Source organism: Ramlibacter sp. GS1-15 (assembly GCF_057785015.1).
The window spans coordinates 127,685-141,204 of record NZ_JBYNTU010000002.1; the positions used below are offsets into that span (position 1 = coordinate 127,685).

16 protein-coding genes and 1 riboswitch are annotated in these 13,520 nt (G+C 69.0%); of the genes, 5 read left to right on the forward strand and 11 right to left on the reverse strand.

Annotated features, from left to right (window positions below; all coding sequences use genetic code 11):
* The 7 genes from denD to AC3EF3_RS19640 form a co-directional block, all read right to left on the reverse strand.
* A complete protein-coding gene (gene denD / locus AC3EF3_RS19610) occupies nucleotides 1–1,011 on the reverse strand; it encodes a D-erythronate dehydrogenase (RefSeq protein WP_488533944.1) in 1,011 nt (336 codons plus the stop codon).
* Nucleotides 1,008–2,345, reverse strand: a complete 1,338-nt coding sequence (gene chrA, locus AC3EF3_RS19615; RefSeq protein ID WP_488533945.1) for a chromate efflux transporter — start codon at nucleotides 2,343–2,345, stop codon at nucleotides 1,008–1,010. The genes denD and chrA overlap by 4 nt, the downstream gene beginning before the upstream one ends.
* A complete protein-coding gene (locus AC3EF3_RS19620) occupies nucleotides 2,342–2,860 on the reverse strand; it encodes a chromate resistance protein ChrB domain-containing protein (RefSeq protein WP_488533946.1) in 519 nt (172 codons plus the stop codon). Before AC3EF3_RS19620 ends, chrA begins: the two co-directional genes overlap by 4 nt.
* Nucleotides 2,861–2,980: 120 nt before the next feature.
* Nucleotides 2,981–4,396, reverse strand: coding sequence for a DHA2 family efflux MFS transporter permease subunit (locus AC3EF3_RS19625; RefSeq protein ID WP_488533947.1), 1,416 nt, complete (start codon nucleotides 4,394–4,396; stop codon nucleotides 2,981–2,983).
* Between the two features lie 75 nt (nucleotides 4,397–4,471).
* Nucleotides 4,472–5,056, reverse strand: a complete 585-nt coding sequence (metW, locus tag AC3EF3_RS19630) for a methionine biosynthesis protein MetW (RefSeq protein ID WP_488533948.1) — start codon at nucleotides 5,054–5,056, stop codon at nucleotides 4,472–4,474.
* Nucleotides 5,053–6,183 carry a homoserine O-succinyltransferase MetX gene (metX, locus tag AC3EF3_RS19635; RefSeq protein WP_488533949.1) on the reverse strand — a complete coding sequence of 377 codons (1,131 nt, stop codon included), beginning with the start codon at nucleotides 6,181–6,183 and terminating at the stop codon, nucleotides 5,053–5,055. Before metX ends, metW begins: the two co-directional genes overlap by 4 nt.
* Before the next feature lie 121 nt (nucleotides 6,184–6,304).
* Nucleotides 6,305–6,859: a TMEM165/GDT1 family protein gene (locus AC3EF3_RS19640; protein ID WP_488533950.1), complete on the reverse strand. Its 555-nt coding sequence runs from the start codon at nucleotides 6,857–6,859 to the stop codon at nucleotides 6,305–6,307.
* A gap of 45 nt (nucleotides 6,860–6,904) precedes the next feature.
* A riboswitch (yybP-ykoY riboswitch) is annotated at nucleotides 6,905–7,052 on the reverse strand.
* Nucleotides 7,053–7,164: 112 nt separating this feature from the next.
* Between AC3EF3_RS19640 and AC3EF3_RS19645 the strand changes: the two genes are divergently transcribed.
* From AC3EF3_RS19645 to rbp (AC3EF3_RS19665), 5 genes are all read left to right on the forward strand, one after another.
* Nucleotides 7,165–8,367: an ammonium transporter gene (locus tag AC3EF3_RS19645; RefSeq protein WP_488533951.1), complete on the forward strand. Its 1,203-nt coding sequence runs from the start codon at nucleotides 7,165–7,167 to the stop codon at nucleotides 8,365–8,367.
* A 33-nt stretch (nucleotides 8,368–8,400) separates the two neighbouring features.
* On the forward strand, nucleotides 8,401–8,970 hold the full coding sequence (locus AC3EF3_RS19650) for a sigma-70 family RNA polymerase sigma factor (protein ID WP_488533952.1): 570 nt from the start codon (nucleotides 8,401–8,403) through the stop codon (nucleotides 8,968–8,970).
* The gene (locus AC3EF3_RS19655) at nucleotides 8,967–9,155 is read left to right on the forward strand and encodes a zf-HC2 domain-containing protein (protein ID WP_488533953.1); all 189 of its coding nucleotides are present in this window, start codon (nucleotides 8,967–8,969) and stop codon (nucleotides 9,153–9,155) included. Before AC3EF3_RS19650 ends, AC3EF3_RS19655 begins: the two co-directional genes overlap by 4 nt.
* Nucleotides 9,156–9,328: 173 nt before the next feature.
* A complete protein-coding gene (gene rbp / locus AC3EF3_RS19660) occupies nucleotides 9,329–9,625 on the forward strand; it encodes an RNA-binding regulator (RefSeq protein ID WP_488533954.1) in 297 nt (98 codons plus the stop codon).
* Nucleotides 9,626–9,879: 254 nt separating this feature from the next.
* Nucleotides 9,880–10,356 (forward strand): RNA-binding regulator, encoded by a 477-nt coding sequence (gene rbp, locus AC3EF3_RS19665; RefSeq protein ID WP_488533955.1) that lies wholly within the window; start codon nucleotides 9,880–9,882, stop codon nucleotides 10,354–10,356.
* Between the two features lie 46 nt (nucleotides 10,357–10,402).
* Here the strand turns inward: rbp (AC3EF3_RS19665) and AC3EF3_RS19670 are convergent, their stop codons facing one another.
* From AC3EF3_RS19670 to AC3EF3_RS19685, 4 genes are all read right to left on the reverse strand, one after another.
* Complete coding sequence (locus AC3EF3_RS19670; protein WP_488534114.1) at nucleotides 10,403–11,182, reverse strand: SDR family oxidoreductase; 780 nt, start codon at nucleotides 11,180–11,182, stop codon at nucleotides 10,403–10,405.
* Between the two features lie 11 nt (nucleotides 11,183–11,193).
* The gene (gene lptC, locus AC3EF3_RS19675; protein ID WP_488534115.1) at nucleotides 11,194–11,826 is read right to left on the reverse strand and encodes an LPS export ABC transporter periplasmic protein LptC; all 633 of its coding nucleotides are present in this window, start codon (nucleotides 11,824–11,826) and stop codon (nucleotides 11,194–11,196) included.
* Nucleotides 11,827–11,904: 78 nt separating this feature from the next.
* Nucleotides 11,905–12,450: a KdsC family phosphatase gene (locus AC3EF3_RS19680; RefSeq protein WP_488533956.1), complete on the reverse strand. Its 546-nt coding sequence runs from the start codon at nucleotides 12,448–12,450 to the stop codon at nucleotides 11,905–11,907.
* The gene (locus tag AC3EF3_RS19685; RefSeq protein WP_488533957.1) at nucleotides 12,450–13,427 is read right to left on the reverse strand and encodes a KpsF/GutQ family sugar-phosphate isomerase; all 978 of its coding nucleotides are present in this window, start codon (nucleotides 13,425–13,427) and stop codon (nucleotides 12,450–12,452) included. Before AC3EF3_RS19685 ends, AC3EF3_RS19680 begins: the two co-directional genes overlap by 1 nt.
* Nucleotides 13,428–13,520 lie beyond the last annotated feature (93 nt).

Genomic DNA, 13,520 nt, shown 5'->3' on the forward strand with positions numbered 1-13,520 from the left:
TCAGCGCGTGGGCAATTTGACGGCCTGTGTGTTCTCGCGGATGTATTCGCGGATCACGTCGTCGAAGTCGGGATTCGCCGCCAGCCCCAGCGCGTTCGCCCGCGCGGACTTCACGTGGCCGGGCCAGGTGCTCACCAGCTTGAGGATGGCCGGATCCGGCGTCCAGTCGAGCAGCGCCGTCGCTTCGCGCCCGGCAATGCGCTCCAGCGCGGCGGCCATCTCGCCAACGCTCACCCGCAACGCGGGCAGGTTCAACCCGGTGAGCGGCCCCCAGTCGGCGTCGCTCGCCTCGGCGCAGCGGATCAGGCCGGCGATGGTGCGCGAGGGCGACAGGATCGGGTGTTCGACCTCGCGGCCGACCGGCACCTGCGCGCGCACGCCCGCCAGCGGCTCGCGGATCATGCCGGAGAAGAAGCTCGAGGCGGCGCCGTTCGGCCGCCCCGGGCGCACGCTCACCGTCATCAGGCGGACGGTGCGCGCGCGGATGAAGCCCTTGCGTCCGTAGTCGGCCATCATCAGCTCGCCGATGGCCTTCTGCGTGCCGTAGCTCGACTGCGGCGTCGGCAGCGTGAAGTCCTCGATCGGGTCCGGCATCGGCGAGCCGGGCAGTTTGCCGAACACCGCGACCGAGCTGGAGAACACCACCGTGGGCCGCGTGCCGAGGCGGCGGCAGGCTTCCAGCAGCGCATGCGTCGCCGCGAAGTTGCTGCGCATGCCGAGGTCGAAATCGGCTTCGCACTCGCCGCTCACCGCCGCGGCAAGGTGGAACACGAGGTCCGTGTCCTTCGCCGGCAGCTGCCCGGCCGCGAGCTGCTCGTTCAGGTCGCCGCCGAGGAATTTCACGCGTGCGTCGCTGGCGAGGTCCGCCGGCGGCGGCGCCCGGTCGGCGAGCGTGATCGTTGCTATGGTCTTCGCGGGCGCGCCGGCGAGCGACAGGGAACCTTGGGCGAGCAGGGTGCGGGCAAGCCGCGCGCCGATGAAGCCGCTGCCGCCGGTGATGAGGATGTTCATGCCATCCATGATAGGGCGAGCCCGGCGGCCGCACATGCGGCAATCACGGAGATCACGCCGGCCTTGTAGCGCAACAGTGCTACTGCGGCCAGCGCCGCGATCACGAGGGCCGCCCAATCGATCGGCCCGCCCGCCGCCGGCCGCGCGATGTGCACGAGGAAGAAGAGGGCCAGGCTCGCGATGACGCCGACCACCGCCGCGGTGATCGCCGTCAGCGGCGCCGTGAATTTCAGGTTGCCGTGGGTCGCCTCGACCATCGGGCCGCCCGCGAGGATGAACAGGAACGACGGCAGGAAAGTGAACCAGGTGGCCAGCGTGGCCGCCAGCGCCGCGCCCGTGAAGAGCAGGTCGGGCCCGAGCACCTGCTTCGTCCAGCCGCCGACGAAGCCGACGAAGCACACCACCATGATCAGCGGCCCGGGCGTCGTCTCGCCGAGCGCGAGACCGTCGATCATCTGCAGCGGCGTGAGCCACTGGTAGTGCTCCACGGCGCCCTGGTACACATAAGGCAGCACGGCGTAGGCGCCGCCGAACGTGAGCAGCGCGGCCTTGGTGAAGAAGCTGCCCATCTGCGCGAGCGTCGAATCCCAGCCCGGCCCGGCGACCAGCGCCGCCATGGGAATCGCCCACAGCAAGAAGCCGGCGATGACGACCTGGGCCAGGCGCCGGCGCGTGAAGGTCGCGTGCGCCGGCGTGGGCGTGTCATCGTCGATCACGTAGGTCGCGGCATCGTGGGCCTGCACCTGCGCCGCATGGCCCGCACCAGCGGCGACCTGCGCCGGCCAGTACTTGCCGGCAACGGCCCCGATCACGCCGGCCGTCAGCACGAGCGCCGGAAAGGGCAGGTGCAGGAAGGCGAGCGAGACGAACGAGAGCAGCGCGATCGCCCACAGCAGCGGCACCTTGCGCGGATCCTTCAGCGTGCGCGAGCCGATGCGCCACACGGCCTGCAGCACGATCGCCGACACCGCCGGCTTGATGCCGTAGAAGATCGCGGCGATCCACGGGATATGGCCGAACGCGACGTAGATCCAGGAGAGCAGGATCAGGATGAACAGCGAAGGCAGCACGAACAGCCCGCCGGCGACGATGCCGCCCCCCGTGCGGTGCATCAGCCAGCCGATGTAGGTGGCCAGCTGCTGCGCCTCGGGGCCGGGCAGCACCATGCAGTAGTTGAGCGCGTGCAGGAAGCGCCGCTCGGAAATCCAGCGCTTTTCCTCCACGAGCTCGCGATGCATCACGGCGATCTGCCCGGCCGGGCCGCCGAAGCTGATGAAGCCCAGCTTGAGCCAGAAACGGAAGGCTTCCGCGAACGAGACCTTCGGCGCGCTCATGGCTTCCGGTCGCGGCGGCACCACGCGTAGAGCGCGTCGTAGACCGGCAGCGTCGCTTCGAGCATCGCGTGGTCGTCGCCGTGCAGCGCCGACATGCCGAGCGACACCGCGAGCAGTCCGGCGCATGGCGGGGCGAGATCGAGCCGGTCGGTGTCGGCGCCGCGGACGATGCGTGCGAGCGCATCGAGCGCGCCGTCGCGCAAGTCGAACGCGGCCATCAGCGCGTCGAAGCTGCAGCGCTCCCCGTCGTGCCCGATCGGCGCGCCGGGAATGTCGTAGGGCACCGCCTGCAGGCGCTTCGCCTCGGCAAGGACCTGCTCGGTCGGCACGTAGAAGAATTCCGCACGTGGGTCGATGAAACGCCGGATCAGCCAGGGGCAGGCGATACGGTCGATCTTCGGCCGCGCGCGCGTGATCCAGCGCGAGGGCCGCTCGCCGCCGACGCCAAGGTCCGGCCGCAGGCGCGGCGGCGTGGCGAGCTGGAACGGGGATGGAGAAGGCGTCACGGTGTCCACGGTGAAACTCCATGTGCGAGTTGCCAGCGCTTGGACGGGACACCGTCTTTCCCTTGCGGGACCGGGAGGCTGTCTTCCCGATGCGCGAATCTTAGACCATGGCGCGCGATCGGGCCAAGGTCATGCGGGGCTGGCGGCCGGCGCCGGCCGGGGTTCGCGGATCCACCACGCCACGCCCGACGCGAGCAGCGCGAACACCGCGCCCGCCGCGAACGCCAGCTGGTAGCCGCCGTTCAGCGCGTGCGTGGCGGAGGCGCCGGCGGCCTGCAGCATCTGCGTTCGCGCTGCCGCGCCGCTGGCCAGCACGGCCAGGCCGAGCGCGCCGCCCATCATGAACGAGGTGTTGACGATGCCAGAGGCGAGGCCCGCGTCCTTCTCCTGGACCCCGCTCATCGCGGCCAGCAGCACCGGGTTGAGCGCGATGCCCGCGCCCAGCCCCAGCAGCAGCATGCCCGGCAGCACGTCGACCCAGAAGCCGCCGTCCACCGGTGCGCGGGCGAACAGCGCCAGGCCCGCCGCCGCAAGCAGCAGCCCGCCCGCCAAGGGCAGGCGCAGGCCGTAACGCATCACGAGCCGGGCCGAGCCTCCCAGCGAGAACGCTGCCATGATCAGGTTGGCGGGCAGGAAGGCGAGGCCGACCCGCATCGCGTCGTAGCCCAGCACCAGCTGCAGGTACAGCGCGGAGATGAAGAACCAGGCGAACATCGCCGCGGCCCACAGCACGCCCGCGACGTTCGCGCTGGCCACGTTGCGCACCGCGAGCATCGCCAGCGGCACCAGCGGCGAGCGCACGCGCGACTCGATCGCGAGGAACAGCGCGAACAGGGCGGCCGCGGCGCCGAGCAGGCCGAGCGTCTGCACCGACGTCCAGCCCGCGCGGTTGCCATCGACCACGCCGTACACCGCCAGCAGCGCCGATAGCGTGACCGTGATGGCCCCGGCGAGATCGAGCCGCTGCGCGGCGATGCCGCGGCCCGCCTGCACCAGCCGCAGCGTCAGGCCGACCACGACAGCGCCCACCGGCAGGTTCACGAGGAACACCCAGTGCCAGTCCAGCCGGCTGGTGAGCAGGCCACCCAGCAGCACGCCGATGCTGCCGCCGGCCGCGCAGACGAAGCCGTAGACGCCCATGGCCTTGGCGCGCGCTTCGGGTTCGGGAAAGAGGTTCATGATCAGCGAGAGAGCCACGGCCGACACCACCGCGCCGCCCAGGCCCTGCACGGCGCGCGCCGAAACCAGCAGCCACTGGGCGCCCGCCACGCCGCACACCACCGAGGCGAGCGTGAACAGCACGATGCCGGCGAGGAACAGGCGGCGCTGGCCGTACAGGTCGCCGAGCCGTCCGCCCAGCAGCAGGAAGCCGCCGTAGGTCAGCATGTAGGCATTGACTACCCAGACCAGGTTGGTCTCGGAAAAGCCGAGGTCGGCCTGGATCGACGGCAGGGCGACGTTCACGATCGTCGTGTCCAGCACGATCATCAGTTCGCCCAGGCAGAGCACGACCAGGGCCCACCAGCGGCGGCGTTCTTGGTTCATCGGGTTTCCTTTCGAGGAGCTTGTCCGATCATGACGAACGGGGCCCCGGGAAATCGACAGGATGCCGGAGCCGGCTCAGCCGCGCTCGAACTTGAACACGGCCGTCGAGGCGCGGGCATTCGGCAGCACGCGCACCTCGCGCCCGTCCTGCAGGCCGAAGGCGTCGAGGATGGACAGCCTGTTCTTGGTGGCCAGCACCTCGAAATCCTTGTACGTGCCGACGCGGATGTTGGGCGTGTCGTACCACTGGTAGGGCAGGCGCTTGGTCACCGGCATGCGGCCGCGCGCGATCGCCAGGCGGTTGGGCCAGTGCGCGAAATTCGGGAAGGCGACGATGCCGATGCGGCCGACGCGCGCCGTCTCCACCAGCATGGTCTCCGCGTTGCGCAGGTGCTGCAGCGTGTCGACCTGCAGCACCACGTCGAACGAGCCGTCGCCGAACATCGACAGGCCCTCGTCGAGGTTCAACTGGATGACGTTGACGCCGCGCCTGGCGCAGGCCAGCAGGTTGTCGTCGGCGATCTCGACGCCGTAGCCGCTGCAGCCGCGCTCGCGCTGCAACAGGTCGAGGAGGGCGCCGTCGCCGCAGCCCAGGTCCAGCACGCGCGAGCCGGGCGGCACCAGGCGCGCGATCACCTCCATGGTCGTGCGGTCGCTCATCGCGCGAACTCCTTGCCGATGCCGTCGAAGTACGCGCGCACGACGCCCAGGTAGCGGGGATCCTCCAGCAGGAAGGCGTCATGGCCGTGCGGCGCGTCGATCTCGGCGTAGCTCACGTCGCGCCGGTTCTCCAGCAGCGCCTTCACCATCTCGCGGCTGCGCGCAGGTGAAAAGCGCCAGTCGGTCTTGAAGCTCACCAGCAGGAACTTCGCGCGTGCCACCGCCAGGGCCTTCGCGAGGTTGCCGCTGTGCGCGCGCGCCGGGTCGAAGTAGTCGAGCGCGCGGGTGATGAGGAGGTAGGTGTTGGCGTCGAAGTACTCGCTGAACTTGTCGCCCTGGTAGCGCAGGTAGCTCTCGATCTGGAACTCGATGTCCTGCGTGCTGTACTTCAGGTCGATCCCGTCGCGCAGCTGCCGCCCGAACTTCTCGTTCATCACGTCGTCGCTCAGGTACGTGATGTGGCCGATCATCCGCGCGATGCGCAGGCCGCGCTTGGGGATCACGTTGTGCTCGTAGAAGTGGCCGCCGTGGAAATCGGGGTCGGTCACGATCGCGCGGCGCGCGACCTCGTTGAACGCGATGTTTTCGGCGTTGAGGTTGGGCGCGCTCGCGACGACGATGGCGTGGCGCACGCGCTCGGGATATTGCAGCGTCCACGACAGGGCCTGCATGCCGCCGAGGCTGCCGCCCATGACGGCCGCGAGCTGGCGGATGCCTAGGGCCTCGAGCAGGCGCGCCTGCGCGTTCACCCAGTCTTCCACGGTGACGACCGGGAAGTCGGCGCCGTACACCTTGCCGCTGTCCGGGCTCGTGTGCATCGGCCCGGTCGAGCCGAAGCAGGAGCCCAGGTTGTTCACGCCGATGACGAAGAAGCGGTCGGTGTCCACAGCTTTGCCGGGGCCGATCATCGAGTCCCACCAGCCGACGTTGTCCGACTGGTCGGCGTAGACGCCCGCGACGTGGTGCGAGGCGTTGAGCGCGTGGCAGATCAGCACCGCGTTGCTCTTGTCGGCATTCAGGCTGCCGTAGGTCTCGTACGCGAGCGAATAGCTGCGGATGGCCGCGCCGCTTTGCAGGGCCAGCGGCGTCTCGAAGGTCATCGACTGCGGATGGGCAATCAGCGGCATGAAATGAAAAACCCGGCATCGCTAAAACGAGGCCGGGTCACAGCGCTTCGTCTTTAGCTGTATTTGTTAAAGCGCCCGCAAGCGGAAGCAAATCGGCGCTGGAGGAAGTATAGCGCGAGCCTCACACCAGCAGCGCCGCGACGCCCAGCCCCGCGAAGATCACCGCGGCGACCACGTGCACGGTCCGGATCGGCACGATGCGCGTCACGCGTTCGCCGAACCACACGGCGGGCACGTTGGCGATCATCATGCCCAGCGTGGTGCCGGCCACCACCGCCCACCACTGCGGAAAGCGCGCGGCCAGCATCACCGTGGCGACCTGCGTCTTGTCGCCCATCTCGGCCAGGAAGAAGGCGAGCACGGTGGTGCCGAACACGCCGAAACGCGGCGCCTTCGCGTCCTCGTCATCGAGCTTGTCCGGCACGAGGATCCAGGCCGCCATCGCGAAGAAGGACACCGCCAGTACCCAGCGCAGCACCTGCGGCCCGAGCAAGGTGGTGAGCCACGCGCCGGCGGCGCCGGCGAGCGCGTGATTGACGATGGTGGCGACGAAGATGCCGGCGATGATCGGCCACGGCCTGCGAAAGCGCGCAGCGAGCACGAGCGAGAGCAGTTGCGTCTTGTCGCCCATTTCGGCGAGGGCGACGATGCCGGTGGAGACGAGGAAAGCTTCCATGGAGAACAAGGTCCAGCCGGCGGTTCGAGCACGCATTGACTGCGCGAGCCCGCCGGCATCGGGCCACGCACTCAACGGTCTCGCCAAGCTGCTGGCCGCCTGCGCCATGGGCTGCAAAGCCCAAGTCTGTTGACGCAAGCCCCTCTCGAAGCTCGAAGGGAGGCTACTCCCCGATGACAGGCCCGCATTCTAGCCGGGCCCACGTCCGCACGCTTCTGGCGCAGTTGTTGCTTCGAGATGGTGCGCCGATGCCCCAATGAGCATCGGCGCACCAATAACAGACACTTCATTCCCCAAATCAAGTCATGGAAGCACTCAAACAGGGCGCCGACGCCTTGTTCATCCTGCTCGGCGGCATCATGGTCCTGGCCATGCACGCCGGATTCGCGTTTCTCGAACTCGGTACCGTGCGCAAGAAGAACCAGGTCAACGCGCTGGTGAAGATCCTCGCGGATTTCTCGGTCTCCACCGTCGTCTATTTCGTCCTCGGCTACGGCATCGCCTACGGCACCTCGTTCTTCGTGGGCGCCGAGCAGCTCGCCGCGAAGAACGGCTACGAGCTCGTGAAGTTCTTTTTCCTGCTCACGTTCGCCGCCGCGATTCCCGCGATCATTTCCGGCGGCATCGCCGAGCGCGCGCGCTTCGGCCCGCAGCTGATGGCGACGGCGGTGCTGGTCGGCGTGGTCTACCCGCTGTTCGAAAGCGTCGCCTGGAACCACGCCTTCGGCCTGCAGGACTGGCTGAAAACGCTGACCGGCCAGGAGTTCCACGACTTCGCCGGCTCGGTCGTCGTCCACGCGATGGGCGGCTGGATCGCGCTGCCGGCGGTGATCCTGCTGGGCGCGCGCAGCAACCGCTACCGCAAGGACGGCGCGATCTCGGCGCACCCGCCGTCCAACATCCCGTTCCTTGCGCTCGGCGCGTGGATCCTCACCGTCGGCTGGTTCGGCTTCAACGTGATGAGCGCGCAGACGCTGGACAAGATGTCGGGCCTCGTCGCCGTGAATTCGCTGATGGCCATGGTCGGCGGCACGCTGGCCGCGCTGGCCCTGGGCCGCAACGACCCCGGCTTCGTGCACAACGGCCCGCTCGCGGGACTGGTGGCCGTGTGCGCCGGCTCGGACCTGATGCATCCGCTGGGTGCGCTGGTGGTCGGCGCGACCGCCGGCGCGATCTTCGTGGCGATGTTCACGCTCACGCAGAACAAGTGGAAGATCGACGACGTGCTGGGCGTGTGGCCCTTGCACGGCTTGTGCGGCGCCTGGGGCGGCATCGCCGCGGGCATCTTCGGCGCGAAGGCGCTGGGCGGCCTCGGCGGCGTGAGCCTCGCCGCGCAGGCGATCGGCACGCTGCTGGGCATCCTGTGGGCGCTCGCGGCCGGCTTCGTCGTCTATGGCGCGATCAAGGCGCTCGCCGGCCTGCGCCTGTCGGCCGAGGAGGAGTACGAGGGCGCGGACCTCGCGATCCACAAGATCGGCTCGACCCCCGAGCGTGAAGCCACCTGGTGATGCGCGCCGGCCCTGTGCGATCATCCGATCCGGATGAGCACGGGGCCTATCGAGAACCTGCTGGCGGAACACCGCGGCTACCTGCTGCGGTTCGCACGCCTGCAATTGCGCAACGACGCGTGGGCCGAGGACGCCGTTTCGGAGACGCTGCTCGCGGCCCTGTCCAAGCCGCAGTCGTTCGGCAACCGCAGCCAGCTCAAGACCTGGCTGGTGGGCATCCTCAAGCACAAGGTGATCGACATCCTGCGCCAGCGCCAGCGCGAGGTGGCATGGGTGACCGACGACGACGGCGGTGACGAACTCGAGGCGTTGGCCTTCAAGGCCGACGGGCATTTCATGCACGAACCGGCCGACTGGGGCGACCCGGAACAGGAGCTCAGCTCGCGCCAGTTCTTCGCCGTGCTGGAGGCCTGCACCGAGAAGCTGCCGCCGGCGATGGCGCGCGTGTTCCTGATGCGCGAATGGCTGGAGCTGCCGAGCGACGAGATCTGTAAGGAACTCCAGCTCACTTCGACCAACCTTTACGTCCAGCTGCATCGAGCGCGCCTGCGCCTGCGCGAGTGCCTCGAGCTCAACTGGTTCGGCCACCGAGCCGCCCCATGATCCTGCGCCGCACCTGCAAGGAAGTGGCCGCCCTGCTGGTGGCCCGCGAAGACCGCGCGCTGCCCGCGCTCGAACGGGTCGCCCTGCGCCTGCACCTGGCCGCCTGCCACGCCTGCCCGAAGTTCGAGCGCCAGCTGTTGACCATGCGCAACGCCTTCGCCCGCTGGCGCCATTACACCGAATAAAAGCAGCCCCGCCAAAGCGCGCCTGCCGCCGCGGCCCCATAATGCGGGTGTGGCATGCCGCAAGGCGTCGCCACATGGATTGCGGTGACTGGTCAGTTCGCGTGGTTGTTGATTGCGTTTAGTTCGGACTCCATCGCTTCTCAAAGGCGTTTTTTCTACTTAGGAGTCCCGCAATGGGCAACAGACTTTACGTGGGCAACCTGCCCTATTCTTTCCGCGACCAGGACATGGAGCAGGCCTTCAGCCAGTTCGGCTCGGTCGTCAGCGCCAAGGTGATGATGGAGCGCGACACCGGCCGCTCCAAGGGTTTCGGCTTCGTCGAAATGAGCAGCGATGCCGAAGCCCAGGCGGCCATCAGCGGCCTGAACGGCCAGCCCAACGGTGGCCGTAACCTGGTGGTCAACGAAGCGCGCCCGATGGAGTCGCGCGCTCCCCGTTCCGGCGGCTACGGCGGTGGCCGCGGCTACTGAAATGCAATAAAAGGGCCTCACGGCCCTTTTTTGATGCTCTGCCTTTAAGGGTTTTCGCCGCTGTCCGGGCGCGCGCAGCCTTTACACGCCGCACAAATATCTGTTCATAATGGCGCGGCGTGCCAGCATTAATTCACGCTTTTCGATTGCGGTGATCAGGTCAGTTTTCGCGTCGCGCGACATTCCAGTGATTCCAGTGGATTGCGGTCTCGGGACTCCATCTCGCAAGTGTTCGTCTTTTCAGGAGTCCCTCGATGGGCAATAAACTTTACGTCGGCAACCTGCCGTATTCCGTTCGCGACAGCGATCTCGAACAGGCCTTCGGCCAATTCGGCTCCGTCACCAGCGCCAAGGTGATGATGGAGCGCGACACCGGCCGCTCCAAGGGCTTCGGTTTCGTCGAGATGGGCAGCGATGCGGAAGCGCAGGCCGCCATTTCCGGCATGAACGGCCAGCCCCTGGGCGGCCGCAGCGTCGTCGTCAACGAAGCGCGTCCGATGGAAAATCGCCCGCGCACCGGCGGCTACGGCGGCGGCGGCGGTGGTGGTTACGGCGGCGGTGGCGGCGGCTACGGCGGTGGCGGCGGCGGTGGCCGTCGCGAAGGCGGTGGCGGTGGCGGCGGCTACGGTGGCCGGGGCGGCGGCGGTGGCGGCAACGACGGCAGCTTCCGCAGCCCGTACGGCTCCGGCCCGCGCGGCGGTGGCGGCGGCGGCAATCGCGGCGGCTACTGAGACGCCCGTCTCGCTGTAGAAATGAAGGGGCCCTCGGGCCCCTTTGTCATTGGCTCGCCGTCTGCCGGTGCTTGCGCGGCCGCCCGGCCAGCGCGCGGTCGAACAGCGCGTTCGGCAGCAGCCGCAGCAGCTTCGCCACCACACCCATCTGCCGCGGAATCACGCGGTAGCTGCTGCCCGCCTCGATCATGCGGAAGGCGCGGTCGGCGAAATCCTCGGCCGGCATGAGGAACGGCATCGAATAGCGGTTCTGGCGCGTGAGCGGCGTGTCGATGTAGCCGGGGAGGATCGTCACGACCTTCACGCCGCTGCCGCGCAGTTCCCCGCGCAGGCTCTCGCAATAACTGATCACCGCCGCCTTGCTCGCGCAGTACGCGCCATGCCCGGGCAGTCCGCGGATGCCGGCGACGCTCGCGATGCCCACGAGGCGGCCCGAGCCGCGCTGCGTCATCGGCCGGATGAACGGATGGAAGGTGGCCGCGAGCCCGACGTTGTTCGTCGCGAAAGTCCGCGCGATCACGTCGAGATCCTCGCGGATCGCCGTGTCCACGCCGATGCTGATGCCGGCGTTGGCGATCACCACGTCGGGCACGCCCTGGCTGGCGATGCAGGATGCGCCCGCCGCGACGATGCTGTCGGTGTCCGCCACGTCGGCGGCATAGATGGCGAAGCGATCGGAAGGGACCCCCTGTTGCCGCGCCCATTGCTCGATCTCGCCCGTGCGCCGGGCCGCGAGCGCAAGCCGCCAGCCCGCCCGGTGGTAGCGCCAGGCCAGCGCCTGGCCGATGCCGCTGGACGCGCCGGTGATGAAGACGAGCGGGTCCAGGCGAAGCTTCCTCAGGGCTGGGGCGTCGGGCGGGGCATGAGCAGGCCCTTCACGCGCCCGTTCATCTCCAGCACCTGGCCGATGTTGTCGAACACCATGCCGTCGCCGCTCAGGCGGTCGTTGCCGCGAAGCAGTTCCACCGGCTTGTTCGACGTCACGCGCTCGGTGTTGACGTACACATGCAGGAACTGGCCGCGGAACTCCATGCGCGGGACCGCGCGGCTGTCCGCGCTGCCGGCCACCGGCTCGCGCGTCACCACCGCGTCGCCGATCAGCTCGACCTCCGAGCCGTCGCCGTTGCTCAGCGCGGTGCGGGCCGAGGCGAGCGTGATCTCGCCGTGATCGCCGATCATGCGCAGGCGCGGCTGGTCGACCTCGGTGGTGTCGGTGTCCGGGTAATGGCGCGCTTCCCTGCCGCGCAGCTCGCTCTTGAGGCGCCCGTTCGGATCGAAGGTCTTGACCGAGAAGCGGCGCATGATCGAATCGGGATCGTGCGTCGGGCGCTCCTGCGTCTGGGGCGTGCCGAGCGTGGGCGTGTTGCGCGCCAGCCAGTACGTGCCCAGCGCGATCAAGCCCATGAGGATCACGGGCAGGTAGACCGAGATGCGCTCCCAGCCGGCGCGGATCGCCTGCGGCCCGGCCATCGTGCTCACCACGCGTTCATCGGATTACCTGCGCCCTGCGGGCTGCGGTGCCATGAGCCTTCGGAACGGCCGGGCGGCTCATGCGTAGTGCTCCAGCAGGTCCGCGTAGCGGCCGCTCGCCACCAGCAGCAGGTCGCAGAACTCGCGCGCCGCGCCGTGGCCGCCGGCAGCCGCCGTCACGTGGTGCGCGATCGCCTTCACTTCGGCGTGCGCGTTGGCGGGCGCGCAGGCGAAGGCGCAGCGCCTGAGCACCGGCAGGTCGGGCCAGTCGTCGCCCATGCCGGCGGCTTCCTTCCACGTCGCGCCGAGCGTCCCGAGCGACTGCTCGGCGGCGGCGAGCTTCTGCTCGGTGCCGTAGTACGCGTTCGTCACGCCGAGGGCCGCCAGGCGCGCGCGCAACGCCGGCGAGTCGCGGCCGGTGATCACGACCGGCGTGATGCCGCCCCGGGCCAGCAGCTTCAGGCCCAGCCCGTCGAGGATGTGGAAGCGCTTGATCGGTTCGCCCTCTTCGTCGACGTACAAGCCGCCATCCGTGAGCACGCCGTCGACATCGAAGAACGCCACGCGCACGCCTTGTGCGGCCAGCAGCAGCTGCGGCGCGAATTGCAGCGCGGGGGAGGGCATCAGATCACCTTCGCGCGCAGCAGGTCGTTGCTGTTCACGGCGCCCACCAGGTGTCCCGCCGGGTCGACCACCAGCACCAGGGTGATGCGGTGCTGTTCCATCATTTGCGCCGCCTCGGCCGCGAGCGACTCCGGATGGATGGTGCGGGGATTCGCGTGCATCACCTCGCGCGCGGTCAGGGCCCGCATGTCGGCGCCCTTCTCGATCAGGCGTCGCAAGTCGCCGTCGGTGAAGATGCCCAGCAGCCTGCCGTCGCTGGCCGTGACCGCGGCGACGCCCAGTCCCTTGGCGCTCATGACCCGCATCATGTCCGAGAAGCCCGTGTCCGGCCCGACCCGCGGCAGGGCATCGCCGGTTCGCATCACGTCTGCCACGTGCGTGAGCAGCTTGCGGCCGAGCGCGCCGCCGGGGTGCGAACGCGCGAAATCCTCGCTCTTGAAGCCGCGCGCATCGAGCAGCGCCACCGCGAGCGCATCGCCCAGCGCGAGTTGCGCCGTCGTGCTGGCGGTGGGGGCGAGCTGCAGCGGACAGGCTTCCTTCGCCACGCCGCTGTCCAGCACGATGTCCGCCAGCCGCGCCAGCGTCGATGCCGGGTTGCCCGTCATCGCGATCAGGCTCGAGCCCAGCCGCTTGATCACGGGCAGCAGCGAGGTGACCTCGTCGACCTCGCCGCTGTTGGAGACGGCCAGCACGAGATCGACGGGCTTGATCATGCCCAGGTCGCCGTGGCTGGCCTCGGCCGGATGAACGAACATCGCGGGCGTGCCGGTCGAAGCCAGCGTCGCGGCGATCTTGCGCGCGATGTGGCCGCTCTTGCCGATGCCCATCACGACCACGCGGCCGCGCACCCCCAGCATTTTCTCGACGGCGCGCGTGAAGGCCTCGCCCGTGCGGCTCTTCAAGCCCTGCACGGCCTGCGCCTCGATCTCGAAGGTCTCGTGCGCCAGGCGCAGCGCCCGCTCGCGGTCCAGTGTCATGGGGCGATTCTATCGGGCGAGGTAGCATGAGTCCCGTGAGCCCCCACGCTTGTCACTCCGTTTCGGCGCTGCCCCCCGAGGGGGCCGGCGCGT

Coding starts and splice junctions, on each gene's coding strand:
- AC3EF3_RS19650 (WP_488533952.1), top strand. CDS start 8,401: ATGAGCACGGGGCCTATCGAGAACCTGCTGGCGGAACACCGCGGCTAC.
- AC3EF3_RS19640 (WP_488533950.1), bottom strand. CDS start 6,859: ATGGAAGCTTTCCTCGTCTCCACCGGCATCGTCGCCCTCGCCGAAATG.
- metX (WP_488533949.1), bottom strand. CDS start 6,183: ATGCCGCTGATTGCCCATCCGCAGTCGATGACCTTCGAGACGCCGCTG.
- AC3EF3_RS19680 (WP_488533956.1), bottom strand. CDS start 12,450: ATGCCCTCCCCCGCGCTGCAATTCGCGCCGCAGCTGCTGCTGGCCGCA.
- rbp (WP_488533955.1), top strand. CDS start 9,880: ATGGGCAATAAACTTTACGTCGGCAACCTGCCGTATTCCGTTCGCGAC.
- lptC (WP_488534115.1), bottom strand. CDS start 11,826: ATGGCCGGGCCGCAGGCGATCCGCGCCGGCTGGGAGCGCATCTCGGTC.
- AC3EF3_RS19625 (WP_488533947.1), bottom strand. CDS start 4,396: ATGAACCAAGAACGCCGCCGCTGGTGGGCCCTGGTCGTGCTCTGCCTG.
- AC3EF3_RS19685 (WP_488533957.1), bottom strand. CDS start 13,427: ATGACACTGGACCGCGAGCGGGCGCTGCGCCTGGCGCACGAGACCTTC.
- metW (WP_488533948.1), bottom strand. CDS start 5,056: ATGAGCGACCGCACGACCATGGAGGTGATCGCGCGCCTGGTGCCGCCC.
- denD (WP_488533944.1), bottom strand. CDS start 1,011: ATGAACATCCTCATCACCGGCGGCAGCGGCTTCATCGGCGCGCGGCTT.
- rbp (WP_488533954.1), top strand. CDS start 9,329: ATGGGCAACAGACTTTACGTGGGCAACCTGCCCTATTCTTTCCGCGAC.
- AC3EF3_RS19655 (WP_488533953.1), top strand. CDS start 8,967: ATGATCCTGCGCCGCACCTGCAAGGAAGTGGCCGCCCTGCTGGTGGCC.
- chrA (WP_488533945.1), bottom strand. CDS start 2,345: ATGAGCGCGCCGAAGGTCTCGTTCGCGGAAGCCTTCCGTTTCTGGCTC.
- AC3EF3_RS19645 (WP_488533951.1), top strand. CDS start 7,165: ATGGAAGCACTCAAACAGGGCGCCGACGCCTTGTTCATCCTGCTCGGC.